Here is a 24,109-nt window from a genome sequence, read left to right as displayed (position 1 = left end):
CCCCGCCCGACATGCCCGTTCCGCCTCCCGCGCACAGCCGCGTTGCCTTCCGGTTCGGTCTGCCTCCCTCGCTGGGCAACGCGCCCGCCCTCGAGCGGGCCGAGCCCCTCGGCGCGTTCCTCGCGCGCGCGCTGGGCCGCAAGGTGGAGGTGGGCGTGGCGGCCAGCTACGAGGCGCTCGCCAAGGATCTGCTCGCGGGCCGGGCGGATGCCATCTGGGCGCCGCCCTTCGTGTGCGCGCGCGTGGAGGCCCTGGGCGTGCGGGTGCTGGCGCGGGGCGTGCGGCGCGGCCGTTCCTCCTACCGCTCGGCGCTGGTGGCGCGCGCGGACGCGGGGCTCACGATGGAGGGGCTGCGGGGCAAGCGCGTGGCGTGGGTGGACCGGGACTCGGTGGGCGGCTATCTGCTGCCGGCGGCGTACCTGAAGGCCCGGGGCCTGGAGCCCGCCAAGGTGTTCTCCTCGCAGCTCTTCACCGGCTCGTACCGGGCGGCGCTGGAGGCGGTGCGCGAGGGCCACGCGGACGTGGCGAGTGTGTTCTGCCCGCCGGAGTCCACCGGCCTCACGCACGCGGATGGCGTGGAGGTGGTGTTGCCGGGCCACGGCGGGGCCTTCTCGCTGCTCGCCTACACGGAGGAAGCGCCCAATGACGGGGTGTCCGTGGGCATGGGCGTGGCGCCCGAGCTCGTGGGGCTGCTGGAGCGCGCCTTCCTGGGGCTGCACGAGCGCGAGGAGGGCCGGAGCCTGCTGGAGGGTCTCTTCGCCGCGGATCGCTTCGAGCCGGCGCCCCGCATGGGCTACCGCGCGCTCTACCGCGTGGCCCTCGCGAGTCTCTAGGCCCTCGGGACGTGCGCGCGCGGGGCGTGCGCGTGCTGCTCTCCGGAGATGATGAGCGGGCACTCGAGCCAGGGGTGGGGCAGGGCCGTCATGGGGTAGCCGAACGCCCGGGTGAGCACCTCCGTCGTCATCACCTCGTGCGGCGTGCCGAAGGCGAGCACACGCCGCTCGGCGAGCACGAGCACCTTGTCCGCGTACTGCGAGACGAGGTTCAAGTCGTGGAGGATGAGCAGCGCCGCCACGCCTTCCCGGGTCAGCTCCTTCACCAGTTGCAGGGTGCGGTGCTGGTGGGCGACGTCCAGGGCGCTCGTGGGCTCGTCCAGGAGGATGAGCCGCTGGCCGGGTGAGCCGTGGAGCTGGGCGAGCGCGCGCGCCAGGTGGACGCGCTGCTGCTCTCCTCCGGACAGCGTCAGGTAGTCGCGCCCCTCGTAGCCGCCCAGTCCGACCCGCGCCAGACAGTCGCGCGCGATGCGCACGTCCTCGCGCGACTCCGGCCGGTGGCGCAGGTGGGGAATCCTTCCCAGCATCACCACCTCCAGCACCTCGGAGGCGAAGGGGAGGGTCGTGCTCTGCGGGACCACCGCCCGCCGCCGGGCCAGCTCCTCGCGCGGCTGGCTCACCAGGGGCGCGCCGAAGACGCGCACCTCGCCCCGCTGGCCGACCATCTCCCCCGTCAGGTGGTTGAGCAGCGTGCTCTTGCCCGCGCCATTGCGCCCGATGATGGCCAGGAACTCGCCCGGTTCCAGGGCCAGGTCGATTCCGGTGAGCAGCGGGGTGGTGCCGAGCTGGCAGTGCAGTTGATGGACTTCGAGGGCCGCGGTCATGCGACGGGGAGCCTCCGCTGTCTCAGGATCAGGTAGAGGAAGAAGGGGGCGCCGGTGAGCGCGGTCACGATGCCGATGGGCAGCTCGGAGGGGATGACGACGGTGCGCGCGACCAGGTCCGAGAGCACCAGGAGCGTCGCGCCGAGCAGCGCCGACAGGGGCAGGAGCACCCGGTGGTTGGGTCCCAGGCAGATGCGGATGAGGTGCGGCACCACGAGCCCCGCGAAGCCGATCATCCCGGAGAAGGCCACCGCCCCGCCCACGCCCAGGGCCACGAGCGTCACGAGCTGCCACTTGAGCCGCTCCACGGAGATGCCCAGGTGGCTCGCGTTCGACTCGCCCAGCATCAAGGCGTTGAGCGGGTTGGACAGCAGCGTCACGCCCACGGCGCACACCAGCACGAGCGGTGCCAGCGTGGACACCGTCTCCCACCTCGCTCCCGAGAGCGAGCCGAGCTGCCAGAAGGTGAGGGTGCGCAGCTGATCATCCGTGGACAGGTAGGTGAAGAGGCCCGTGCCCGCCAGGCACAGGGCGTTGATGGCCACTCCGCACAGCAGCATCGTCGCCACCTGGGTCCTGCCATGGCCCCGCGAGAGCGAGGAGATGAGGAGGATGGCCGCGAGGCTGCCTCCGAATGCCGCCACCGGCTGGGTGTGCAGGCCGAGGAAGTGCACCTTGAGGACGGTGACCGCGGCCACCGCGAGCGAGGCGCCTCCGGAGACGCCGAGCAGACCGGGATCGGCCAGGGGGTTGCGGAACAGGCCCTGCAGGGCCGCGCCCGCGATGGCGAGCGCCGCGCCCACCAGGGCCCCCATGAGGACGCGGGGCAGGCGGACGGCGTGGATCACCGCGGCCTGCTGATCCGTGAATGCGGCCAGGGGAGGGAGGCCCACCTTCGCGAGGAGGATGGAGACCACCTGGGCGGGGCTCATGGACATGGCTCCCGCGCCCATGGAGACGATCATGCACCCGACCAGCAGGGGCACGAGCACGAGCAGTCCCCGGACGCTCCGGCTCCGGGCGGAGGGCACGTGGGTGATGGACGGCTGCGGTTGATCAAGGCCGAGCGTTCGCATGGAGGGCCGTGAAGAGGGAGTCGGCGAAGAGCGGGAAGCGGGGACCCACCCAGCGCACGGTGTCGTCCACGGCGATGATCTTCGAGTTCTTGCCCGCGGGCGTCAGGGCCACGCCCGGCAGCTTCAGGGCTCCGGCCACGCCGCCCACGGCCTCCAGGCTGCGGTGGAGCATGATGATGGCGTCCGGGGCGGCCAGCACCATGCCCTCGGCCGACAGTGCCTTGGTGCCCGTGGTGAAGTCCGCGGCGTTCTGGCCGCCCACCAGCTCGATGAGCACGTGCACGCCCGTGTCCCGTCCGTACACGAAGGCCTCGCCCGGCCCGTGCGCGTAGATGAAGAGGATGCGCGGCTTCGTCTTCGTCGCGGCGATGCGCTTGTTCAGCTCCGAGAGCCGCTGATCGATCTCCCGCGTCATCTTCTGGCCGGCCTCGGGGATGTCGAACAGCCGCGCCACGGCGTCGATGCGGCGCTTGAGTCCGGCGACTCCCTCCTTCGAGGAGTTCTCCAGCACCAGCACGGGGATGCGCGCGCCCCGCAGCTGCGCGGCGGTGGCGGCATCCAGGTTCTCCTGGCTGGCCAGGACGACGTCCGGCGAGAGGCTGATGATGCCCTCGACGCTCGGGTGGTAGGGATGGCCCACCTTGGCGATCTTCGCCTGCTCCGGGGGGAAGTTGCCCCCCACGTCGGTGCCCACCACGGTGCCGCCCTTGCCGAGCCCGAAGAGGATCTCCACCAGCGAGGAGTTGATGGCCACCACCCGCTTGGGCGGGGCGATCTCCACCGTCTGCCCGTCGGCCCCTTTCACCGGCCCGGCGGAGGCCAGGGGACTGACGAGCAGCGTCCCCGTGAACAGCATCGAAATGGCGAGAGCTCTCATGGTGGCTGCGCTCCGGGAAAGGGCCGGTGTCGGGCACCCCCCTGGCCGGGTGCACACCCGTGCGTGGGAGGGGCGAATTTGAGTTTGATTCTCAAATTCAAACCTGGGGCGGAGACCTTCCCTTCTCCTGGAGGAGCTGTCAAGCGAAGCGTCGGATGGGGAGCCGGGCGGGGGAGTCCCGGCGATCACTTGCCCTTCGAGCCGTCATCACCCGGGCGGGGCACCTTCGCGGCGGGCCGGCCGGGGGTGGAGCCGCCGGTCTGCGGTTTGCGCGCGGGCGTGGGGCTCGCGGCGGAGGGCTTGGGGCGCGGAGCCTGAGCCGAGCCCACCTTGGTCTCCGACGAGGAGCTGATCTCCCTCGCCAGCCGGGGGTCGAACTGGATGACGGTGGGCTCGCTGGCGAAGCGCTCCTCCTCCAGCTCCGTGGCGTACAGCTCCTTCATGAAGGCGGTGAGGTGGGCCTGGGTGCTCGCGAGCCGCTCGGAGACGAGGAAGTCCTCGAGCGCGAGCTGGAAGTCCCCCGCGCTCTGGAAGCGCTCCTCGCGCCGGCGCGCCAGCGCCTTCATCACCACCGCGTCCAGGGACTTGGGGACGCCGGGCACCACTTCGGACGGGGGCAGCACGCGCGCGCCCACCACGGCCTTGAGGGTGGCCATGTCCGTCTCCCGTTTGAACAGCCGCTGGTGGGTGAGCAGCTCGTAGAAGACGGTGCCCAGGCCGTACACGTCCGAGCGCGCGTCGAGCTCCTCGCCCCGCGCCTGCTCCGGGGACATGTACGCGTGCTTGCCCTTGATGGTGCCGACGACCGTCTGGGACAGCTTGCCGGCCGCCTTGGCCACCCCGAAGTCGATGAGCTTCACGTTGCCGTTGAAGCCCACGAGCACGTTCTGGGGGGACACGTCCCGGTGGATGAGGCCCAGCTTGCGGCCCGAGGGGGTGCGCGCCTGGTGCGCGTGGCCGAGGCCCGCGGCCGCGTCCGCGATGATGCGGCACTTGAGCCCCAGCGGCAGCCCGCCCTTGCGCTGCCGGGCGTGCACGTTCACCTGGCTGACCGCCTCGCCGTGGACGTACTCCATGGCGATGTAGAGCACCCCGTCCACGTCCCCCAGGTCGTAGATCTGCGCGATGTTCGGGTGGTTGAGCAACCCGGCGATGCGCGCCTCATCCAGGAACATGTGGATGAATTCGGGGTCCTCGGACAGGTGCGGCAAGAGCCGCTTGACCACCAGCAGCTTCTGGAAGCCCACGGGCCCCGTTTGACGGGCCAGGAAGACCTGACCCATTCCGCCAGTCGCCAGTTTGCGCAGCAGTTCGTAACGGCCGAAGGTTTCCACGAGAGGCGTCCACCATAACCGCCTCCGGGCCACCAGCGGAAGGGTTCCCGCCCGGGTCCGGGCGGGAATCCACCGGGAGTGGGGGCGGCCCGTCAGGGGGCCGCGCACACGCTGCGGTAGCGCACCTCGATGGTCTGCCCCGTCACCGGCACCGCCCCGTTCTTGAAGACGACGGTGTTGTGCTGGGTGTCATAGGTCCACTTGTCCACACCGACCGTCGTGCCGCCCACGCGCACGGACATCTCCGCCAGGCCGTTGGGCGTGGCCGTCAGGGGGAAGTCCGCCTGGGGGCCCCCGGCGCGCTTGAGCAGGTTGTCCAGGAAGGGGCCGTAGTCGCTCTGGCAGATGGAGTCCACCGCGCCGCCGGTACGCTGGGCGACGGTGGAGAAGCGCGTGCCCGGAGCGCCCGCGGTGGTGCAGCGCGCGTCGGTGGGTACCAGGGCGTACATCTGGCTGCGGTGCGCCATGCCCGTGCCCTTGAGGGACTGGAGGAACTGCACGTAGCTCTCCGGCTCGAAGCCCGAGTGGTCGTCCTCGTCGGACACCACCACCACCGCCAGCCGGGCCGTGGCGCGCAGGAAGCCCAGGTTGCCGTCGTTGGGCAGCGGGGTGCGCGGATCATCCGCGCTGGTGGCCAGGGGCGAGGACAGGCCCTGGCGCATCGTCTCCAGGCCCTGCACCAGGTTGTGGCACAGCCCCAGCGAGTCGATGTTGGCCTGCACCCCCTGGGCCGCCGTGGCCGAGCTGCTCGAGAGCGTGCGTGGACGGCTGCCGTCCGCCGGGACGAGCCGGCCCGCGTCGCCGCCCGCCGTGGCGTTGGCGCACGCCGGCGAGCGCGTGCTCAGGCCCGTGCTGGTGACGCCGATGCGCACGTCCACGCCCGCCTGCCGCGCCCGCTCCAGCCACCCGGGCATGGCCGCCTTCAGTCGCGCCTGGAAGTCCTGCATGGTGGTGGTGTTGCTCACCACGAAGAGCACGTCGAGCTGGCTGTCGGTGCCCTGGATGAAGCGGTCGAGCTGCAGACCCTCGTGGTTGGTCTCCGCCAGCAGGGGAATCATCAGCGGCGAGGGCTCGGCCTGCTCCTTCACGAAGAAGGGGCTGTAGTGCTGGCCGAGCACGTTGCGCGCATAGGAGAACTCCAGCTCGAAGCCCTCGCCGGGCGCGAGCGTGCGCGGCAGGGAGATGGGCGAGACGAGTTGGTACTGGTCGCTCGTGCCCGCGCCGATGCGCGTCTCCGTCACGGCCACGGGGGTGGCGCACTGGTTGGAGACGAGCGTGCGCCGGGGCGTCGTCGCGCAGTCATAGCGGATGGGCCCGAAGTCCACGAAGGCCGGCGCCGCCACCAGGCAGCTGCCGCGCGACGTGCCGCGCAGGGGCAGCGTCACCGTGGGGTTGGCCGGATCGTTCACCGTGAGCTTGAGCTCGCCCACGTAGTCGCCCGCCGCGGGCGGACGGAAGGACACCATGGCGCTGAAGGCCGTGTCGAAGGGCACCACGCCACCGACGATCTTCCCGCCCGGCATGGTGAAGGCGCCGCCCGCGTCGTTGGAGATGTGGATGTCCTTCACCGCGCACTCGGCCCGGCCCGCGTTGTCGAAGCGGAAGCCCAGCACCGCACCGCGCCCCGGCTCCAGGTTGCCGAAGTCCATCTCCGGCTGGGGCTTGAGCGTGAAGACGCACGCGCCCGTCTCCCGCGCGCTGCCCGTCAGGAGGATGGTGCGCTCGGGGTTGAACAGGTCGTCCGACACGAGCACCAGCGTGGCCTGCCAGGCGCCCGACGCCTTGGGCTCGTAGTACACCGTCAGGTCCAACGCGTCCGTGCCCGGCGCGATGGGCAGGTTGTCCGTCTCCAGCGCGGGCCAGGCGCTGCCCGGCTTCCAGGGCTGGGGCGCCTTGCCTCGCTGGATGACGTCCACCGAGAAGTGCTCCACGTTCCCGGTGGCCTTCACCCCGCGGAAGTACAGGTTGCCCGTGGTGCCCGCGTTGGTGATGCGGATCGTCTTGCCCACCTTGCCGCCCGCGGGCAGCTCGCCGAAGTCCAGCGCCAGCGGGGCCACCGCCAGCGTGGGCCGGCCGCCGCGCGCGTCCAGCGCCACCTCGGTCGTGCGCGGCTTGTCCGACTGGTAGCCCACCGTCAGCTTGCCCGTGTTGGGCCCGGAGAAGCGCGCCGCGAACTGCATGGGCAGTTGCACCACCTCGCCCGGCTTCACCTCCGTGGACGTCATGGCATTGAGCGGCGTGAAGGCGGGGTCGCTCGTGTTGAGCGCCTGGATGGTGACGGGCCGCCACGTGATGTTGCGCGCCCGCGTGAAGGAGCGCGTGGTCTCGTGCACGGGAATCGAGTCGAAGGGCACCGGCGCCGGATCGAACTCGAAGGCGCTCGCCACCGAGCGGCCCGTGAGCCCCGCGACGGTGGGCGTGCACGTGGCGCACGGCCGCACCTCCACCTGCGCCTTCATCTGCCCCAGGTCGCGCGGGAAGTACTTCGTCTCCAGCTGGTAGGTGGCCAGCGGCGGCACGGTGATGTTCTCCGCGCTGAAGGCCGCGGCGGCCTCGCCCTTCACCTCCACGCTCAGCGGCAGATCCACCGGGTTGGTGATGGTCAGCCGCAGCACGCGCTCGCTGTCCACCTCGAGCGTCTCGAAGTCGAGCACCTCGGGCTCCATGCGCACCGTCAGCGGCCCGCCCTGGCCCAGCACGCGCACCGTGTGCTCCTTGCCCGAGCTGGCGTCTGTCCGCACCTGCAACGAGGACTCGCTGCCCCCTTCCGCCAGCGGGTGGAAGCGCACCTTCACCAGCTTCTCCTCCCCCGGCATCAGCCGCGAGTCCCCATCGAAGGAGACCTCATAGGAGGGGTTGTCCCCGAGCTCCAGCGCCTCCAGCGCACGGAAGGGCACGTAGCCCACGTTGCGCAGGCGCACGACCTTCTCGCGCCACTCGCCTACCGGCACCTCGCCAAAATCGAGCGCGTTCGTATCCACCGCCGCCGTGGCCTGGACCGCCCGGGTCTCCCCCGTTTCGTGGCACGCCGCCAGGAGCCCCGCCAACAGCGACAACTTGATGAGCCGCCTACCGCCTCGCTCTTTCATCATCACCCGTCCCCGCCTCGCACCCAATTCCTGCGCTGCTCCCATCAAATTCCGTACCAGTCCAAGCGGCCGATCACGGATGAGGAATTTCGGGGGGTTGTGGGCGAAAGGGGAGGTGTAGGTGTTGGACCGACGGAAAGGGTTTGCCCTGGGGGGTGAACGAGTTTTCACCCTCGGCTGGGGGGAGGTGGGAAACCGGCGCCTCAGGGCGTGAGGAAATCCACCAGCGCACGGGCCACGGTGTCGGGTGTGTCCATGTGGACGTGGTGGCCACCGGGGATCACCTGGGGAGGCCGGGCGAGGCGCAGGGCGTCGAGGCGCGTTCGGGTGCGCTCCTCGTCGAAGCGCAGGCCCTGGGCGCCGAGCAGCAGCTGCACCGGGCAGGAGACGGCGGCGCTCAGGGCGAGCCACTGGGCCTCGTCGAAGGCCTGGGCGAAGCGGCGGCGGTGGGTGGGGTCGAACGTGAAGGAGACGCCGCCTTCCACGGGCTCGGTGCCATGGCGCGCCAGGTGGATGGCGGCGGGGCCGGACAGGTCCGGGTTGTTCTCGCGCAGCCGCGCGGCGGCCGCCGCCACGTGGGGGTAGACCTTGCGGTGGGGTGGGCGCTCCAGGTCCTCCAGGAAGCCGCGCAGGCGCGACACGGCCCTGTCGGGCGGACCCGCCTGGGGGCCGAGGCTCTCGATGAGGGTGAGGCTGCTCACGCGCTCGGGGCGCGCGGCGGCGTACGCCGTGGCGATGATGCCCCCGAGCGAGTGGCCGACGACGTGCGCCGACTCCAACCCGGCGGCGCGCAGCACGGCCTCCACGTCCACGAGGTAGTCGCCGTATTGGTAGCTGGCGGGGCGCGGCAGCCACGCGCTGCGGCCCATTCCGCGCAGGTCGAACAGCACCAGCCGCCAGGTGTCCGGCAGGTGCTCGGTGAGCATGTCGAAGCTGTTCGAGTGGTCCAACCAGCCGTGCAGGAAGAGGACGGCGGGTGAACCCGAGGCGTTGCGCTGGCGCGCGTGAAGGGCGAGCCCGTGGGCATCGACGATCAACGGCTCGAAGGCGGAAGGCAAGGCAGAGCACTCCTGGTGGGCGCGCGGGGGGCGGCAGCCTATCAGGGCGTGGCGCCGCGGGCCTTCTCACTCACCAGGGAGATGCGGGACAAGCACGCCGTGTGGGAGGGCCTGGTGCGTGGGCATGGGCTCGCGCCGCATTCCCTCCAGGCCCTGGCCAACTGGCTCCCAGCCTGAGTCCGGATGGACCCGGTCTGGGTGGGGCGGGCTCACGCCGAGGGTTGGCTGGGCTGCTCCGCCGGGACCGAGAGCACCAGCGCGAACTGCCGGGCCTGTCCCTCGGTGCTGCAGCGGTACTCCTGCACCTTGCCGCTGTGGGTATGCAGGCGCAGCACCCAGATGTCCGCTTCCTTCGACACGACCGAACGAGCATTCGACGACATGGTCTTCCCCCGTGTTTACGACCTTCGTTCGTCCTGTTCCCAAGCAGTTCCCATGCCATGCCCGGCTTTTGCCGTTACCCAATGAATCCAGGGATTTGGCTTTTGCCCATGACTCCAGGAGTGACGCTTTTTGGCACGGGTGGGTCAAAACGTACAAGTCACTTCATCGTTTCGTGGAATGGGGGTGAAACATGAATTCATTGTTTTATTGGATTGAACAGTTCAAGATGAATCTTTCAACCCCGACGAAGCGAGGTCTCGCCATGAACGCCACCCATCTGCTGACCGCGTTGACCGTGCTGTGCCCCGCCCTGGCGTGGAGCAGTCCGACGCACAACGTCATGTCGAACCGGGGCCTCTACGTGAGCGAGCCGGGCGCGGCCTCCCAGAACATCAGCTCCGCCGACATGACCTTCGTCTGGACGGAGGGCACCACCAACGCGTTCGGCCTGGCCAAGGCCTGGGTCGCCACCGGGGATGCCTATGAGTTCCAGCTCGCCTCCGTGACGGCCCCCACGACGGCCACGACCATCCAGGGGTTGTGGAACATCAGCAAGAACGGGGCGCTGCTGTGCGGGAGCTGCGCGGGACAGGTCTACGGCTTCTCCGGCTCCTTCAAGTTCTACTCCGCCAATGGCTATCACTTCAGTGGCTTCATCACGAGCCGTTACGACTACTGAGCACGGCCGCCTGGAGCGTCACACTCCCTCCGTAGATTGAGCTTCCACCCCGATGAAGAGAGGTTTCTCCATGAAAGCCACCCGTCTGCTGTCCGCGCTGTTCGTGCTGTTGCCCGCCCTGGCCTGGAGCGCTCCGACGCACAGCATCTGGTCGACGCAGGGCTACGTCCTGCAGGTGCCAGGCGTCTTCGCCTACGTGCCCTCCGCCAAAATGTCCTTCAATTGGAAGGAGGGTACCAGCCTCGCGTTCGTCAACGCCGAGGCCGAGGGTCCCGCGGGCGAGATCTATGCGTTCCAGCTCGTCTCCGTGACGGCTCCCACGACGGCCGATGAGATCAAGGGGCTGTGGAACATCAGCAAGAACGGGGCGCCGTTGTGCACGGGCTGCGCGGGAAGCGCCTACGGGCTCAGCCAGCCCCTCAACAGCTACTTCAAGATCTACGCCGGTAACTCCAGCTACCACATCAGCGGTTTCATCTCGAACCGCTACGATTACTGAGCGCGGTGGCTCCCGGCCTTTCGCGAGGCTCTCCGTCCCCCCGCGAAAGGCCCATGTCCCTCCTGTCCCGACTCCGACCTGATTCCTTCACCCTGGCGCTGGCCGGGAGCGTGGTGCTGGCGACCCTGCTGCCCCTGCGGGGTGCCTCCGTTCCCCTGTTCGACGCGGTGACGAACGCGGCCATCGCGCTGCTGTTCTTCCTGCATGGCGCCCGCCTGTCGCGCGAGGCCGTGCTCGAGGGGGCGACGAACTGGAGGCTGCACCTGGTGGTGCTGGCCTCCACCTTCGTGCTCTTTCCCCTGCTCGGGCTGGCGCTGCGCTGGGGGCTGCGCGGCTGGCTCGCGCCCGAGCTCGGGCTGGGGGTGCTGTTCCTGTGCCTCCTGCCCTCGACGGTCCAGTCCTCCATCGCGTTCACCGCCCTGGCGCGCGGCAACGTGGCGGCGGCGGTGTGCAGCGCCTCCGCCTCCAACCTGCTGGGCGTCGTCCTCACCCCCGTGCTGGTGGGCCTGCTCTTGAATCAGCGTGGAGGCGGCATCTCCGGGCAGGCGGTGGGGGCCATCTTCGCCCAGCTCTTCGTGCCCTTCGTGACGGGACACCTGCTGCGCCCCTGGATTGGCGCCTGGGTCGGACGCCACCGCGCGGTGCTGGCGCTCGTCGACCGGGGCTCCATCCTGCTCGTGGTCTACACCGCGTTCAGCGAGGCGGTGGTCAACGGGCTCTGGTCCCAGTTGGACGCGAGGGACCTCGGGGTGCTGGGGCTGGTGAGCGCGGCGCTGCTCGCGGCGGTGCTGGGGCTCACCACGTGGTTGAGCCGGGGGCTGGGCTTCTCGCGGGAGGATGAGATCGCCATCGTCTTCTGTGGCTCGAAGAAGAGCCTGGCCAGTGGCGTGCCCATGGCGGGTGTGCTCTTCCCCCCGGCCACGGTGGGCGCCCTGGTGCTGCCGCTGATGCTCTTCCACCAGCTCCAGCTCATGGTGTGCGCGGTGCTCGCGCGCCACTATGCCCGGACGTGGCCTCGGGAGCCGCCCGAGGCCACCCGCTCCTGACGCCTCGGGAGAGGGTCAGTTCATCTGTTGCCTGGGGGCGCACAGCCGCGCGCTGAGCGTGGCCACGGGCGTCTCCCAGTGCTGCTCGAACGGGAAGCCGAGGAACTGCGGGGACGCGCGGCCCCGGCGGTACGCGGCCTGGATCCGCCGCAGGTACTCGGACCGCCCGACACCGGACCGCGGAGCCTTGAGGTGTTCGAGCGAGCTGAACATCAGGATGAACGCCGCGGTGCGGATGCCCAGGTTGCCCAGGGCGTACGCCTGCAACTCCATCTCGCCCATCACGTCCGTGGCGTAGCCCGTCAGCACGTGCAACAGGTCATGCGTCTCGCGGTAGCGCTTGCCAATGAAGTCGACGTCGTTCTTGAGCTCGAGCGTCGTCTCGAAGGGGGAGATCTTGTTGTCGCGGAAGTAGCGCGCGAACTCATGGCCGAGCGTGCCCTCGGGCAGGCGCTCCAGCGCGGCCAGGTCCAGTTCCTTGCCCTGAAGGGAAGGGCGCTCGGACAGCAGGTGGCGTCCCTCCTCGCTGCGCTGGAGTTGCTGGACGAGTGAAGCGTAGACGTTGAGGTCCAGGCAGATGTTGAGCAGCTGGCCGCAGGTGGGGTTCGCTGGATCGTGCCTGAGCACATTCAAGCACTGGCGCGCCACGCTCAGGCGGGTGAGCAGGGAGGCGTTGTCGGGCAGGGACAGGGTGTTGGTGTCGTTCATGGGAGGCTCTCCTACTGCGGCAACAAACTGCTCATCTGATTGAGGATGAACCGCGCCGCGCGCTGGGGGTTCAGTCTGTAGATGGCGTCCATGAACCTGGAGTCGGAGCCCACGAGGACGCGGTAGCGGTTGTTCTCGATGCCTTCGAGGATGAGCTGCGCGGCCTTGGCGGGGGCCAGCATCTTGAAGGACGTCTCCCCGCCCTTCACCTGCAGGGTGTTCATCACCCCCGAGTTCGCCGCGATGTTCGTGCCAATCGCCCCCGGGAAGACCACCGTGACCCGCACGTTCGTCCCCAAGAGCTCCGAGTTCAAACCCTCCGTCAGCAGTTTGACGGCCGCCTTGGCCGCTCCGTAGATGGTCTGTCCCGGCACGGGCAGGAAGCCCCCCATGCTGGAGATGTTCGTGATGTGCGCTTCCGGGCGTGCGAGCAGGTGGGGCAGGAACGCCTTGGTCATGTAGAGCGTGCCGAACAGGTTGACGTTCATCACCCGGTCGATCGCCGCGTAGTCGAGGTCCTTCAGCTTGACGAAGGGTTGGATGACGCCCGCGTTGTTGATGATGCCGTCGACAGCCCCGAAGCGGGAGATGACCTGCTCCGGGAGCGACTCCACCAGGGCCCGGTCCGTGATGTTCACGGTGTAGGTGGCCAGGTTGGCCCGGTTCATCCCCGCCAGCGCGACGGTCTCCTCGAGGGCGGACGCGTTGATGTCCACGGCGGCGACGCTCGCGCCCTTGGAGAGAAGGGCGAGGACGAGCTCCCTGCCCATACCATTTCCGCCGCCGGTCACGACGATGATCTTGTTCTGGACCTTCATGGGTTGGAAGACGTCCCGCCACGGGTGAGTTCCAGGCCCGCGAGCTCGTCGGCCTTGCGCCAGTCGCGCAGGATGTCGATGAACTCGATCGTGCCGCCCGCGAAAGGGGCATTGCGCATCGCGCTCGGGGGAGGCCGGGCGCCCTCGTTGTTGAAGTAGCCGGGCGTGCATTCGACACCGCCGAAGGACGCGGCCTTCATGAGGTTGCCGAGGATGACATCCCACCACTGCTGCTGCGCCTGTTCCGTCGGCTCGATGGTCTCGATGCCCTGCTTCAGGCAACGCGCGATGATGTAGGCGGCGTGTTGCGACTGCTCGTTGAGGATGGAAACGAAATTGATCGCCCACCCGCTCTGGGTGAGGCTGAACATCAGGAGGTTGGGATAGCCGCGGCTGTGCATGCCGTGCAACGTCGCCGCTCCCTCGGCCCAGCTGTCGCTCAGGGACTTGCCGCCGCGCCCGCGAATGTCGAAGCCCATCCGGCGGGTGTATTCGCTCGAGAGCTCGAAGCCCGAGGCGTAGATGAGGCAGTCGACTTCGTACTCCTTGCCGTTCACCACCACGCCGTTGGGGGTGATCCGCTCCACGCCCTTGCCATCGGTATCCACGAGCTGGACGTTGGGGCGGTTGAACGTGTCCAGGTACTCGTCGTGGAAGCAGGGCCGCTTGCACATCTGGTTGTAGTAGGGCTTGAGCGCCTCGGCCGTCACCGGATCCTTGACGATGGTGTCCACCCGCGCGCGGATCTCCTCCATCTTGCGGAAGTCCGTGAGCTGGCGGAGCTCGGCGGCCTCCTCGGGAGTCTTTGCACGGCGGAGTTCGGCATCCTGGAAGATGTACGTCCACCCGTCGCGCACCATGTCGACGTCCTGCGGTTTGCCGGAGACGAGCGCGGTGAAGTTGAGGATGCGCTCCTGCTGCCAGCCGGGCTTGAGTGTCTTCACCCATTCCGGATCCGTCGGCTGGTTGTCGCGTACGCCGACGCCCGAGGGCGTGCGCTGGAAGACGTACAACTGTTTGGCCGCGGCCCCGAGGTGGGGGATGGCCTGGACCGAGGTCGCGCCCGTGCCGATGATGCCCACGCGCTTGTCCGCCAGCCGGTCCATGCCGCCCGTGGGGCCGCCGCCGGTATAGGCATAGTCCCATCGGGTGGTGTGGAAGCTGTGGCCCTTGAAGGTCTCGATGCCCGGGATGCCGGGCAGCTTCGCCTTGTGGAGGATGCCGCCGGCGGTGATGACGAAGCGCGCCGCGAGCTTGTCGCCCCGGCTGGTCGTGATGTTCCAGCGCCGGGTGTTCTCGTCCCACTCCATCAGCTCGACCTGGGTCTGGAACAGCGCCGCCTTGTAGAGGTCGAAGTGCCGGCCAATGCGCTGGCAGTGGGCGAAGATCTCCGGCGCCTTGGCGTACTTCTCCGTCGGGATGTAGCCGGTCTCCTCGAGCAGCGGCAGGTAGATGTAGGACTCCACGTCACAGGCGGCGCCCGGATAGCGGTTCCAGTACCAGGTGCCGCCGAAGTCACCCGCCTTCTCGACGATGCGGAAGGAATCCACCCCCGCCTGGCGCAGCCGCACCGCCGCCAACATGCCGCCAAAGCCACCCCCGACAATCAAGACGTCTAGCTTCTCGGTCAGCGCCGGACGGGTGAAGCCGGGCTCGACGTAGGGGTCCTTGTCGAAGTCCGCATAGACGCCGCTGAAGTCGCGGTACTGGGCGTTGCCGTCAGCACGCAGCCGCTTCTCGCGCTCGAGCCGGTACTTCTCCTTCAGCGCTTCCGGAGAGAAAGAGACCTCACCCTTCTTCGAAGCAATCATCCGCGCACTTCCTTTCGGCCCGACAGCCACGGCTCATGTACACGGCTGTGTACATCACGGACATAACCCAGGTGCCGTCGCAAGTAAACACCCGTGTACATCTCTGGCCGGACCGAGCCCCGGGTGGTCTATCCGACGCTCACCCTGCTCAAGGACATGGGCCTGGTGGGCGAGCCGGATAACCGACAACCAGCGCAAGCTCTTCTCCATCACGGCGCGGGGCCGAGCGCTGCTCAACGAGAACGCGAGGGTCGTGGAGGATGTGGCGGCCTTGAGCGACGAGGCCGCGCAGAAGCTCGAGAGGCTCCGCTCGTCCTACGCCGTCGCGGGGGCGCACAGCCGCGCGCGCAGCGTGGCCACGGGGGTCTCCCAGTGCTCCTCGAACCAGAAGTCGAGGAACCGCGGGGACGCACGGCCACGACGGTACGCGGCCCACACCCGCCGCAGGTACTCGGACCGCTCGATGCCGGACTGCGGCGCCTTGAGTTGTCCGACCGTGCCGTTGAGCAGGACGAACATCGTGGTCCGGAGCCCCAGGTTGCCCAGGATGTACGCCTGTAGCTCCATTTCGCCCACCACGTCCGTGGCGTAGCCCGTCAGCACGTGCTGCAAGTCATGCGTCTCGCGGTAGCGCTTGGAGAGGAAGTCGACGTCGTTCTTGAGCTCGAGCGTCGTCTGGAAGGGCGAGATCTTGTTGTCGCGATAGTAGCGCGCGAACTCATGGCCGAGCGTGCCCTCGGGCAGGCGCTCGAGCGCGGCCAGATCCAGATCCCTGGCCTCCAGGGAAGGGCGTTTGGACAGCAGGCGGCGCCCCGCTTCGCCGCGCTGGAGTTGCTGAACGAGCGAGGCGTAGACGTTGCCGTTCAGGCTCAGGTTGAACGTCTGGCCGTAGGTGGGATTCGTCGGATCGTTCTTGAGCCCCTTCAGGCACTGGCTCGCCACACGCAGGCGGGTGAACAGGGAGGCATTGTCGGGCAGGCGAAGGGTTTGGGCATGGCTCATGGAGGGCTCACGGGATTGGGTAGGGAGGTTGACGAGGTTCGGCTCGGACGGTCTCCTCATCAGTTTATGACGTAAATGGTAAGTGTGGTAAACGAATCCGTCAACGTGTATCCATCGGTGCGTGGAGGAGGGACGGAAGGCGGGAGAAGGGCCGGGCGACGTCTCCGCTCCTGGCCTCATGCCCGTCCGTTTCCCTTGCAGCTGACAAGCTCCCCTGTCAGACGGAGCCCTGCTGCTCCTTGTTGACGCGAGAAGGAGGTTCGGGTGGGAAACATGCCGTCATCTGGTGGGGATGAGACACGGGTACCTGCTGCCCCCCGTCGCTTGTTCAGAAGGGTCATGCGCGTCGTCGCACGCGGCCTCCTCGCTCTTCTGGTGTTCGCCGCCGCGTTCGCTCTCTACTGGACGCTCTGGCCGGCCGGGCGAGGTGCAGGCAGGGAGTGCGAGCTCAAGAGCGGCGTCCATGCCCTGTGTGGGCTCAACAAGCCGGAGGACCTGCTGCGCCTCGGGGACAGTGACTGGGTCGTCACGGGGAACATGGGCAACGACGACTGGGCCGAGGGCGGCTTCTATGCCATCAGGATTGGCGACGAAGCCTTCCGCGCCATCACACCTGATTTCTCGCGCCCGGCCGAGCCGACCTACGGTGACTGCCCCGGTGCTCCCGAGCCGAAGCTCTTCTCCGCGCACGGGGTTGCTCTGCGTGCCCGCGCCAATGATGAGCACACGCTATACGCAGTCAATCACGGTGGTCGCGAGTCGATCGAGGTGTTCGACGTCCGGGTTTCCGCCGAGGGGCCAGCGCTGACCTGGACCGGCTGCATCGTGCTGCCCGCGGAGCATGCGGCCAACTCCGTCGCACCACTCCCGGACGGCGGCATCGTCGTCACCATTCCGCAACTTCCGTCTGTATCGGAGGGGGTGGTGCTGCGGTGGGGGCCTGGCGGCGGTTGGACCGAGGTTCCGGGTACCCGCTTCCAAGGAGACAACGGCCTCCTCGTGTCGCCTGATGGCACGCGCCTGTACGTGAACGAGTACCACAACAACAGGGTACACGAGGTCTCTCTCGCTGGAACCGTCACTCCTCCCCGGTCCGTCGACCTTGGCTTTCATCCAGACAACATCCGGTTCGCGCCCGACGGCTCCATTCTCGCGACAGGGCACCCACATTCCATCGCCGTCGTTGCCCTGTGTGGATTCGTCGTGAGGTGCGGCATTGGGACGGAGGTGGCCCGCGTCGATCCGGCCACCTTCCAGGCGGCCACGCTCTTCAAGCGGGGTGCGAACGAGACCTTCAGTGGGGGCACGAGCGCCGTCGTCATCGGTGACGAACTCTGGATCGGATCCTTTGTCTCGCGCGCGCTTCTGATCGTGCCGCTCAGCGAGCTGAGGCAGCCGCTCGGAGCACCCGCCGCCTCGCCAACGCACGAATTGGAATGAAGGAGCAGAGAGATGAAGCCAACCACGAATCCGTTCCACCCTGACCTGCAACGCGCCGCGCGCCTCCTCCCGAACGTCACGGTGACCCGGCCGGTGCTCGCCGTGGTGCGGTTTCTCGGCCGCTTCCAGCGCAAGCCCCGCGTCCCCGTGGACGTGGCCGTGGAGGTGGAGGACGTGCGAGTGCCCGGGCCCGCGGGGGCGCCGCCGGTGCGCGTGCGGACCTATCGGCCCCGGTCAGTCCAGGGACCGACGCCGGCGCTCCTGTGGATTCACGGGGGCGGGTACATCGTCGGCCAACCGGAGCAGGACGATGTTCTTTGCCTGGAGCTCGCGCGTGAGCTGGGCATCCTCGTCGCCTCGGTGGACTACCGGCTGGCTCCCGAGCACCCCTTCCCGGCACCGCTGGAGGACTGCTACGCGGCGCTGCGATGGCTCTTCTCTCAGGCGGGGACGCTCGGCATCCTCCCCGAGCGCATCGCCATCGGCGGGGCGAGCGCTGGTGGGGGACTCACGGCGGCGCTGGCTCAACTGGCGCATGACCGCGAGGATGTCCGGCCCGTCTTCCAACTGCTCGTCTATCCGATGCTGGACGACCGCACGACGACGCGCACGGACATCGACGGCACGAACCACCGCGCCTGGAACCAGGGCAGCAACGTGTTCGGCTGGAGGTCCTACCTGGGACGAGAGCCGGGAGGCGCGCAGGTGCCGGTGCATGCCGTGCCCGCGCGGCGCGAGGACCTCTCGGGTCTCCCCCCGGCCTGGTTGGGCGTGGGCACCTGCGACCTCTTCCACGACGAGGATCTCGTATACGCCAGGCGCCTGGAGGCCGCTGGGGTGCCGTGCGACGTCGTCGTGGTGCCCGGCGCCTTCCACGGCTTCGACATCATCACCCGCGGCGCCAGAGTGGCGCGCGACTTCCGTGGAGCCTTCACGGCCGCGCTGCGTCGGGCCCTGTTCCCGGCGCCTGGTGCCGCGGAGCAAGCGAAGGCGGGTTGAGTCACCCAGGTTTCGTTCGGGCCATCCGTCAGCTGACGCTCTTCCGCCAGTGGAGCACTTCGAGCGCGACGGCGACGTGCACGCGGTTGTGCTTGAGGGGCCGCGGGAGGAGCTCCGGTCACCGAGCGGGGAGGGTGTTGGCCGCAACCTACAGGCCCGGCGCTCCCTGTTGTCTCGAGCCTACAACCCTCGCACCGCTGCCTCGTCGTTTCGCGGGTTTGGCGTTGGTCCGTCCCTTGCTCATGGGGCGCATGTCGTCGTGCACTCCTCATCACCCCGCTTCACGAGTCACCCCTATGCGCATCTCGTTCTCCCTCTCCCTGCTGTCCCTGCTTCTCCTCCCCGCGTGTGGCCCCACCTCCCGCGCTGATGCACAACACCAGGCCGCCGACTCCGCCTGCGATTACTACGCGGAGTGTGAGGAAATCGGCTCCGGCGAGGGCAAGCAGTTCGAGGACCGGAGCGAGTGTGAGGTGAAGACCCGCGATTTCTTCCAGGCCGCGTGGACGGCGGACAACTGCCCCGCCATCAACGAGACAGGGCTCGAGACGTGCCTGAAGCGCATCGGCACCACCTCGTGCTCGAGCGCGGCGGACTTCTTGAACACCGCGATCCTCGTCTGTGGCGCGGGCTCGGTCTGCCAGGACGTCCAGGACTGAGCGATTGGTGGAGCGGCTCGAGGGGTCGCTCCTCTCGGCCCCTCCGAGCCTTCTGCGCATCAGGTGAAGTGGCCGGAGCGAGGGGCGTGGAGAACCCGCTATGTTGTCGCCATGAACCAGGGAGGAGAGGCAGGCTCGGTGGGCCGCTACCGGCTGGTATCCCGCCTGGCGCGCGGAGGGATGGCGGAGGTGTTCCTCGGCGTCCTGCCCGGGCCCGAGGGCTTCGAGAAGCCGGTGGTCGTCAAGCGATTGCTGCCTCAGCTGGCCGGACAGGAGGCCTACCGACAGATGTTCGCCCAGGAGGCGCGGCTGATGGCCACCTTCGGCCACGCGCACGTCGTCTCGGTGCTGGACTTCGGGCTGGAGGCGGGCGCGCCCTACCTGGTGCTGGAGTACGTGGAGGGGGTGGACCTGGCCCGGGCGCTCGCCGCGCGAGGACCGCTGGCTCCCGCGCTCGTGCGGCACCTGGGCCTGTGCCTGCTGCGCGCGCTCGAGCACGTGCACGGCCTGCGCGACACCCAGGGCGAGTGGCTGGGGCTCGTCCACCGGGACGTGAGCCCCGCGAACGTGCTGCTGGGGCACACCGGCGACGTGAAGCTGGGGGACTTCGGTATCGCCAAGGGGCTGCGCACGCCCTCGCGCACCGCGCCCGGCAGCACGCGCGGCACGCTGCGCTACATGTCCCCCGAGCAGGTGCGCGGCGGCCCCCTGGACGCGAGGGCCGATCTCTTCTCGCTCGGGATCCTCCTCTACGAGGCGGTGGTGGGCCGCGGCCCCTTCGCCGCGGCCACGGACGCGCAGTTGCTGCTCGCCGTGCGGGACGTGCGCCTGGAGCCCGCCGAGCACCTGCTGCAACGGGCCGGGCCCGCCCTGGCCAGCGTCCTCCAGCGTGCCCTGCGCCCCCACCCCTCCGAGCGCTTCGCCTCGGCGGGAGACATGGCGCGTGCCCTGCTGGACGTGGACACCGGCTCCGGGGCGGAGCAGCCCTGGCACGTGGCGGAGCTGGTGGCGGAGACGCTCGCCGCCGGGCGTACCCCGGCGGCCTCCGGGCCCGGGAAGCGCGTCGCGAGCCCGTTCTCCGCCGCCCTACTCGAAGGCCGGGGGGACGAGGAGGCATGACGCCGCCGTGCCCGTGATTCCCCGGCCGCGTGCCCTCCCGGACGGAAAGGTGCTATGCACGGCGGGCATGTCAGGGCGTACCGAGCTCATCCCCGCGCAGACACCGGCCAGTGGGCTCTCCATCCAGAGGGTGAACCTCGAGGTGTCGGCCGGCCCTGACGCGGGCACCACGGTGAGCAGCTCCGCCGAGAAGCTCACCCTGGGCACGGCCCCGGGCAATGATCTGGTGCTCACCGACACCACCGTGTCGCGCTTCCACGCCGAGCTGGTGCGCGAGCGCGGCGGCTACCGGGTGAAGGACCTGGGCAGCACCAACGGTACGCGGGTGGACCATGTCCGCGTGCAGGACGCCTATGTCGCGGACGGCTCCACGCTGACCTTCGGCGGCACCACGGTGCGCTTCTCCCTGGTGGCCACGCGGGACGTGTTGCCCCTGCATCCCGAGCCTCGCTTCGGCGGGCTGGTGGGCGAGAGCGCCGTGATGCGGGCCCTGTTCGCCCAGCTCGTGCGCCTGGCCGTCACGGACGCCACGGTGCTCGTCGAGGGCGAGAGCGGCACCGGCAAGGAGCGGGTGGCCGAGGCGCTCCACCAGGCGAGTCCCCGGGCCTCGGGACCTTTCGTGGTGGTGGACTGTGGCTCCATCCCCGCCGAGCTGGTGGAGAGCGAACTGTTCGGCCACGAGAAGGGCGCCTTCACCGGCGCCACCCACGAGCGCCGGGGCGCCTTCGAGGCCGCCAACGGAGGCACCCTCTTCCTGGACGAGCTGGGCGAGCTGCCCCTGGCCGTGCAGCCCAAGCTGCTGCGCGCGCTGGAGCGCCGGCAGATCAAGCGCGTGGGCGCGGATGGGTACCGGAGCGTGGACGTGCGCTTCGTGGCCGCCACGCACCGCGATCTGCGCGAGGCCGTCAACCGCGGACAGTTCCGCGAGGACCTGTACTTCCGGCTCGCCGTGGGCATGGTGCGCGTGCCCCCGCTGCGCGCGCATCTGGAGGATCTGCCGGACCTGCTGGAGCACCTGTGGACGGAGACGTTCCGCTCGCTCGGTCTGCCGCCCCGGCCCTTCACCGCCCCCAGCCCCGAGACGCTGCACCAGCTCTCCACCCTGCCTTGGCGCGGCAACGTGCGCGAGTTGCGCAACTTCGTCGAGCGCAGCGTGGCCCTCTCCGGCGCGTTGGATGCCTCGTTCCTCCAGGCGGCCAGCGCCCCGGTGGCGTCGGCCGGAGCCCCCACCGTGCGCGTGGAGCTGCCCTACAAGGAGGCCAAGGAGGCATGGCTCGCCCACTTCGAGGAGGTGTATCTGCGCCAGCGCCTGGCGGCCTCGGGCGGCAACGTGAGCCAGATGGCGCGCGAGGCCGAGGTGGACCGGGCCCACGTCATCAAGCTGTTGCGCAAGCACGCGGTACGCTGACCTCTGCTTCCCCCGTTTTATGAACCCAGCTCCCATGCCGCGCTGCCCGACGTGCCAGAGCGAGTACGCGGAGGACGTCTCGTTCTGTCCCCGTGACGGCACGGCGCTGCTGCCCGCCGTGCTGGAGGGCCGCTACCGGTTGCTGTCCCCGCTCGGCGAGGGAGGCATGGGCGTGGTGTACCTCGCCGAGCACCTGGGTCTGCGCAAGAGCGTGGCGGTGAAGCTGCTGCGCGGTGAGCTGTCGCGAGACCCCACCTTCGCCCGCCGCTTCGAGCAGGAGGCCATCGCCGCCAGCCAGATCGGCCACGAGCACATCGTCAACGTGACGGACCTGGGCCGCACCCCCGCCGGGGAGCTCTTCTACGTCATGGAGTTGCTGGAGGGAGAGAGCCTCGGGGCGCTGCTGCTGCGCGAGCACTTCCTCCCGCTGTGGCGCGCCGTGCCGATCCTGGCGCAGGTGTGCCGGGCGCTCGAGGCGGCGCACGCGCGCGGCATCGTCCATCGGGACGTGAAGCCACAGAACGTGATGCTCCTGCGGCGCCAGGGGCAGGCGGACTTCGTCAAGGTGGTGGACTTCGGCATCTCCAAGGTGATGCAGGGGCCGCCGGGCAGTGGGCTCACCGAGGCGGGCGTCATCCTCGGCACCGCCAACTACATGGCCCCGGAGCAGGCGGCGGGGGGGACGGTGGATGCCCGGGCGGATGTGTACTCGTTGGGGGTGCTCACCTACGAGGTCTGCACCGGCTCGCTCCCCTTCCGCGGGGACAACACCTTCGCCACGATGTTGCAGCACCTGGAGGCCACCGCCGAGCCCCCCAGCCGGCGTCGTCCGGACCTCGGCCTGCCGCCGGAGCTGGACGCGCTGGTGCTGAGCGCGCTCGCCAAGGACCCGGCCGCTCGCCCCACCCTGGAGACGTTCCGCGCCGCGCTGGAGGCCCTCGTCCCGGGCCGAGTGCCCCTCCAGCTCACGCCGGCCATGGCCACCGGCGGCGTGTCCGCGCTCCCGCCCGCCGCACCGTTCACGGCTCCGCCCGTCGTGGTCGAGCCCCTCGAGCCCACCGTGGTGTCCACCCGGAGCCTGGAGGCGGTCCACCGGGGCAGGCGCGGCGGGCTCCTCGTGGGAGGCGTGGGCGCGCTGCTGCTGCTCGGCGGCGTGGGGCTGTGGGCGGTCACGTCGCGCGGCCCCGCCGTGGAGACGCCCGCCGCCGCGGTGCCGGTGGCGGCCCCCTCGCCGGTTCCAGCCGTGGAGCCCCCGAAGGAGTCCCTTCCCCCGCCGGCCCCGGCCCGTCCACGCCTGTCCATCGCCTCGCGGCCCGAGGGCGCCACGGTGACGCTGGGCGAGCGGGTGCTCGGAGTCACTCCCCTGGAGTTCGAGCGTCCCGACGGAGACGCCGGCCCCCTGCGCCTCACCCTGGAGGGCCATGTCCCCGAGGTGCTCGAGCGCCTGCCCGAGAGCGAGCGGCTGGACGTCACGCTGAAGAAACCAACGTCGCCGCGCGTGCGGTCCGACAAGCCCCGGACGGGCAAGGCCCAGGGCAAGGTCCAAGACCTCAAGTCCGACCCCTATTGACGATGACCACCCGCCACCGACACATGTCCTTTCCGACGCTTCTTGTCGCGCTGCTGCTCGCCCTGGGTGGCACGAGGGCGAGCGCCACCGAGCCCGGAGCCGCCCGCGCCGCCGCTCGCAAGCACTTCGAGCGCGGAACCACCCTCTACCAGGAGGGCCACTACGCCGAGGCCGCCGCCGCCTTCGAGGCCGCCTACCAGACGCTCGCCAACGGCGTGGTCCTCTACAACCTGGGCCAGTGCTACGAGAAGCTCGGCGATCTCCAGCGGGCCATCGGCTACTACCGCGACTACCTGCGCATGGTGCCCCACGCGGAGGATCGGCCGCTCGTCGAGTCGCTCATCGCCCGGCTGGAGAAGCGCCACGAAGAGGAGCGCCGTCCCCAGGTGACCGTCTCCAGCCAGCCCGCGGGAGCGCGAGTCCAGGTGGATGGCAAGGCGCGTGGGGTGACGCCCTGGCGCGACAAGCTGGAGGTGGGCCCGCACCGGCTCGAGCTGGCACACGAGGGCTATCAGCCGCTGCGGCGCGACGTGGAGCTGCGGCCGGGCGAGCCCCTCGAGCTCCAGTTGATGCTCACGCCCTTGTCGACGATCGGAGTGGCGGTCGAGAGCCGCTCGGGACAACCTGGCAGGCGCGTCTGGACGTGGGTGGCCGCGGGCGCGGCGGGGGTGGCGGGGGCGGGGGCGGTGACGCTCGGGTTGCTGGCGCGCGCCGACTCGCGGGAACTGCTGGCCCGGCCGCACGAGCGCGCCGAGGCGCAGCGGCTGCATGACTCGGCCCTGGGCCGGGCGCGGGCCTCCAACATCCTCACCGGTACCGCGGGCGTGGCCCTGCTGGCGGGCACGGCGCTGTTCTTCTTCGAGGGGAGCTTCTGAC

At 69.7% G+C, this 24,109-nt stretch carries 22 protein-coding genes; 11 read left to right on the top strand and 11 right to left on the bottom strand.

The window, feature by feature from the left end; genetic code table 11:
• Nucleotides 1-11: 11 nt before the first annotated feature.
• Nucleotides 12-833, top strand: coding sequence for a phosphate/phosphite/phosphonate ABC transporter substrate-binding protein (locus D187_RS02410; protein WP_002623082.1), 822 nt, complete (start codon nt 12-14; stop codon nt 831-833).
• Here the strand turns inward: D187_RS02410 and D187_RS02405 are convergent.
• From D187_RS02405 to D187_RS56680, 7 genes are all read right to left on the bottom strand, one after another.
• Nucleotides 830-1,657, bottom strand: coding sequence for a heme ABC transporter ATP-binding protein (locus tag D187_RS02405; protein ID WP_002623083.1), 828 nt, complete (start codon nt 1,655-1,657; stop codon nt 830-832). The two genes, D187_RS02410 and D187_RS02405, sit on opposite strands and share 4 nt — an antisense overlap.
• Nucleotides 1,654-2,733 (bottom strand): FecCD family ABC transporter permease, encoded by a 1,080-nt coding sequence (locus tag D187_RS02400; RefSeq protein ID WP_020917735.1) that lies wholly within the window; start codon nt 2,731-2,733, stop codon nt 1,654-1,656. Before D187_RS02400 ends, D187_RS02405 begins: the two co-directional genes overlap by 4 nt.
• Nucleotides 2,714-3,610, bottom strand: a complete 897-nt coding sequence (locus D187_RS02395; RefSeq protein WP_002623085.1) for a heme/hemin ABC transporter substrate-binding protein — start codon at nt 3,608-3,610, stop codon at nt 2,714-2,716. The genes D187_RS02400 and D187_RS02395 overlap by 20 nt, the downstream gene beginning before the upstream one ends.
• A 185-nt stretch (nt 3,611-3,795) precedes the next feature.
• Nucleotides 3,796-4,944, bottom strand: coding sequence for a serine/threonine protein kinase (locus D187_RS02390; RefSeq protein WP_002623086.1), 1,149 nt, complete (start codon nt 4,942-4,944; stop codon nt 3,796-3,798).
• A gap of 92 nt (nt 4,945-5,036) precedes the next feature.
• Nucleotides 5,037-8,036 (bottom strand): choice-of-anchor D domain-containing protein, encoded by a 3,000-nt coding sequence (locus tag D187_RS02385; protein ID WP_043427809.1) that lies wholly within the window; start codon nt 8,034-8,036, stop codon nt 5,037-5,039.
• Nucleotides 8,037-8,236: 200 nt separating this feature from the next.
• The gene (locus tag D187_RS02380; RefSeq protein ID WP_002623088.1) at nt 8,237-9,091 is read right to left on the bottom strand and encodes an alpha/beta fold hydrolase; all 855 of its coding nucleotides are present in this window, start codon (nt 9,089-9,091) and stop codon (nt 8,237-8,239) included.
• Between the two features lie 209 nt (nt 9,092-9,300).
• Nucleotides 9,301-9,474: a hypothetical protein gene (locus D187_RS56680; protein ID WP_169433409.1), complete on the bottom strand. Its 174-nt coding sequence runs from the start codon at nt 9,472-9,474 to the stop codon at nt 9,301-9,303.
• 263 nt (nt 9,475-9,737) lie between these two features.
• Here D187_RS56680 and D187_RS02375 point away from each other — a divergent pair, with 263 nt between their 5' ends.
• The 3 genes from D187_RS02375 (at nt 9,738) to D187_RS02365 (ending at nt 11,699) form a co-directional block, all read left to right on the top strand.
• On the top strand, nt 9,738-10,154 hold the full coding sequence (locus tag D187_RS02375) for a hypothetical protein (RefSeq protein WP_043427807.1): 417 nt from the start codon (nt 9,738-9,740) through the stop codon (nt 10,152-10,154).
• Nucleotides 10,155-10,224: 70 nt separating this feature from the next.
• Nucleotides 10,225-10,653: a hypothetical protein gene (locus tag D187_RS02370; protein ID WP_043427805.1), complete on the top strand. Its 429-nt coding sequence runs from the start codon at nt 10,225-10,227 to the stop codon at nt 10,651-10,653.
• Nucleotides 10,654-10,706: 53 nt separating this feature from the next.
• A complete protein-coding gene (locus tag D187_RS02365; RefSeq protein ID WP_002623094.1) occupies nt 10,707-11,699 on the top strand; it encodes a bile acid:sodium symporter family protein in 993 nt (330 codons plus the stop codon).
• 15 nt (nt 11,700-11,714) lie between these two features.
• On the opposite strand, the gene D187_RS49320 is transcribed toward D187_RS02365, so the two are convergent.
• The 4 genes from D187_RS49320 to D187_RS49315 form a co-directional block, all read right to left on the bottom strand.
• The gene (locus D187_RS49320) at nt 11,715-12,407 is read right to left on the bottom strand and encodes a Coq4 family protein (RefSeq protein ID WP_002623096.1); all 693 of its coding nucleotides are present in this window, start codon (nt 12,405-12,407) and stop codon (nt 11,715-11,717) included.
• Nucleotides 12,408-12,418: 11 nt separating this feature from the next.
• A complete protein-coding gene (locus D187_RS02355; protein ID WP_002623098.1) occupies nt 12,419-13,225 on the bottom strand; it encodes an SDR family NAD(P)-dependent oxidoreductase in 807 nt (268 codons plus the stop codon).
• Nucleotides 13,222-15,036, bottom strand: a complete 1,815-nt coding sequence (locus tag D187_RS02350; protein WP_002623099.1) for a flavin-containing monooxygenase — start codon at nt 15,034-15,036, stop codon at nt 13,222-13,224. The genes D187_RS02355 and D187_RS02350 overlap by 4 nt, the downstream gene beginning before the upstream one ends.
• A gap of 315 nt (nt 15,037-15,351) precedes the next feature.
• Nucleotides 15,352-16,038: a Coq4 family protein gene (locus D187_RS49315; protein WP_002623101.1), complete on the bottom strand. Its 687-nt coding sequence runs from the start codon at nt 16,036-16,038 to the stop codon at nt 15,352-15,354.
• Nucleotides 16,039-16,377: 339 nt separating this feature from the next.
• Between D187_RS49315 and D187_RS02340 the strand changes: the two genes are divergently transcribed.
• From D187_RS02340 to D187_RS02310, 7 genes are all read left to right on the top strand, one after another.
• Nucleotides 16,378-17,478, top strand: coding sequence for an SMP-30/gluconolactonase/LRE family protein (locus D187_RS02340; RefSeq protein WP_002623103.1), 1,101 nt, complete (start codon nt 16,378-16,380; stop codon nt 17,476-17,478).
• 12 nt (nt 17,479-17,490) lie between these two features.
• Nucleotides 17,491-18,477, top strand: coding sequence for an alpha/beta hydrolase (locus D187_RS02335; RefSeq protein WP_002623104.1), 987 nt, complete (start codon nt 17,491-17,493; stop codon nt 18,475-18,477).
• 296 nt (nt 18,478-18,773) lie between these two features.
• Nucleotides 18,774-19,136, top strand: coding sequence for a DUF6184 family natural product biosynthesis lipoprotein (locus D187_RS02330; RefSeq protein ID WP_002623106.1), 363 nt, complete (start codon nt 18,774-18,776; stop codon nt 19,134-19,136).
• A gap of 111 nt (nt 19,137-19,247) precedes the next feature.
• Nucleotides 19,248-20,255, top strand: a complete 1,008-nt coding sequence (locus D187_RS02325) for a serine/threonine-protein kinase (RefSeq protein WP_051256173.1) — start codon at nt 19,248-19,250, stop codon at nt 20,253-20,255.
• Between the two features lie 67 nt (nt 20,256-20,322).
• Nucleotides 20,323-21,663: a sigma 54-interacting transcriptional regulator gene (locus D187_RS02320; protein WP_043427799.1), complete on the top strand. Its 1,341-nt coding sequence runs from the start codon at nt 20,323-20,325 to the stop codon at nt 21,661-21,663.
• Between the two features lie 34 nt (nt 21,664-21,697).
• Nucleotides 21,698-23,233 carry a serine/threonine-protein kinase gene (locus D187_RS49310; protein WP_002623111.1) on the top strand — a complete coding sequence of 512 codons (1,536 nt, stop codon included), beginning with the start codon at nt 21,698-21,700 and terminating at the stop codon, nt 23,231-23,233.
• A 23-nt stretch (nt 23,234-23,256) separates the two neighbouring features.
• Entirely contained in the window at nt 23,257-24,108 is an 852-nt protein-coding gene (locus D187_RS02310; RefSeq protein ID WP_002623112.1) for a PEGA domain-containing protein, read from the top strand.
• Nucleotide 24,109 lies beyond the last annotated feature (1 nt).

This window comes from Cystobacter fuscus DSM 2262, assembly GCF_000335475.2.
GTDB lineage: Bacteria > Myxococcota > Myxococcia > Myxococcales > Myxococcaceae > Cystobacter > Cystobacter fuscus.
Note: the sequence above shows the minus strand (reverse complement) of the source record. Positions and strands in the feature narration are given on the sequence as shown.

Excerpts from the sequence above, each read along its gene's own strand:
- D187_RS02355 (WP_002623098.1), bottom strand. The coding sequence starts at position 13,225 with ATGAAGGTCCAGAACAAGATCATCGTCGTGACCGGCGGCGGAAATGGT.
- D187_RS02320 (WP_043427799.1), top strand. The coding sequence starts at position 20,323 with ATGTCAGGGCGTACCGAGCTCATCCCCGCGCAGACACCGGCCAGTGGG.
- D187_RS02335 (WP_002623104.1), top strand. The coding sequence starts at position 17,491 with ATGAAGCCAACCACGAATCCGTTCCACCCTGACCTGCAACGCGCCGCG.
- D187_RS49315 (WP_002623101.1), bottom strand. The coding sequence starts at position 16,038 with ATGAGCCATGCCCAAACCCTTCGCCTGCCCGACAATGCCTCCCTGTTC.
- D187_RS49320 (WP_002623096.1), bottom strand. The coding sequence starts at position 12,407 with ATGAACGACACCAACACCCTGTCCCTGCCCGACAACGCCTCCCTGCTC.
- D187_RS02330 (WP_002623106.1), top strand. The coding sequence starts at position 18,774 with ATGCGCATCTCGTTCTCCCTCTCCCTGCTGTCCCTGCTTCTCCTCCCC.
- D187_RS02370 (WP_043427805.1), top strand. The coding sequence starts at position 10,225 with ATGAAAGCCACCCGTCTGCTGTCCGCGCTGTTCGTGCTGTTGCCCGCC.
- D187_RS02340 (WP_002623103.1), top strand. The coding sequence starts at position 16,378 with ATGCGCGTCGTCGCACGCGGCCTCCTCGCTCTTCTGGTGTTCGCCGCC.
- D187_RS49310 (WP_002623111.1), top strand. The coding sequence starts at position 21,698 with ATGCCGCGCTGCCCGACGTGCCAGAGCGAGTACGCGGAGGACGTCTCG.
- D187_RS02395 (WP_002623085.1), bottom strand. The coding sequence starts at position 3,610 with ATGAGAGCTCTCGCCATTTCGATGCTGTTCACGGGGACGCTGCTCGTC.
- D187_RS02325 (WP_051256173.1), top strand. The coding sequence starts at position 19,248 with ATGAACCAGGGAGGAGAGGCAGGCTCGGTGGGCCGCTACCGGCTGGTA.
- D187_RS02410 (WP_002623082.1), top strand. The coding sequence starts at position 12 with ATGCCCGTTCCGCCTCCCGCGCACAGCCGCGTTGCCTTCCGGTTCGGT.
- D187_RS02385 (WP_043427809.1), bottom strand. The coding sequence starts at position 8,036 with ATGATGAAAGAGCGAGGCGGTAGGCGGCTCATCAAGTTGTCGCTGTTG.
- D187_RS02405 (WP_002623083.1), bottom strand. The coding sequence starts at position 1,657 with ATGACCGCGGCCCTCGAAGTCCATCAACTGCACTGCCAGCTCGGCACC.
- D187_RS56680 (WP_169433409.1), bottom strand. The coding sequence starts at position 9,474 with ATGTCGTCGAATGCTCGTTCGGTCGTGTCGAAGGAAGCGGACATCTGG.
- D187_RS02375 (WP_043427807.1), top strand. The coding sequence starts at position 9,738 with ATGAACGCCACCCATCTGCTGACCGCGTTGACCGTGCTGTGCCCCGCC.
- D187_RS02310 (WP_002623112.1), top strand. The coding sequence starts at position 23,257 with ATGTCCTTTCCGACGCTTCTTGTCGCGCTGCTGCTCGCCCTGGGTGGC.
- D187_RS02365 (WP_002623094.1), top strand. The coding sequence starts at position 10,707 with ATGTCCCTCCTGTCCCGACTCCGACCTGATTCCTTCACCCTGGCGCTG.
- D187_RS02400 (WP_020917735.1), bottom strand. The coding sequence starts at position 2,733 with ATGCGAACGCTCGGCCTTGATCAACCGCAGCCGTCCATCACCCACGTG.
- D187_RS02350 (WP_002623099.1), bottom strand. The coding sequence starts at position 15,036 with ATGATTGCTTCGAAGAAGGGTGAGGTCTCTTTCTCTCCGGAAGCGCTG.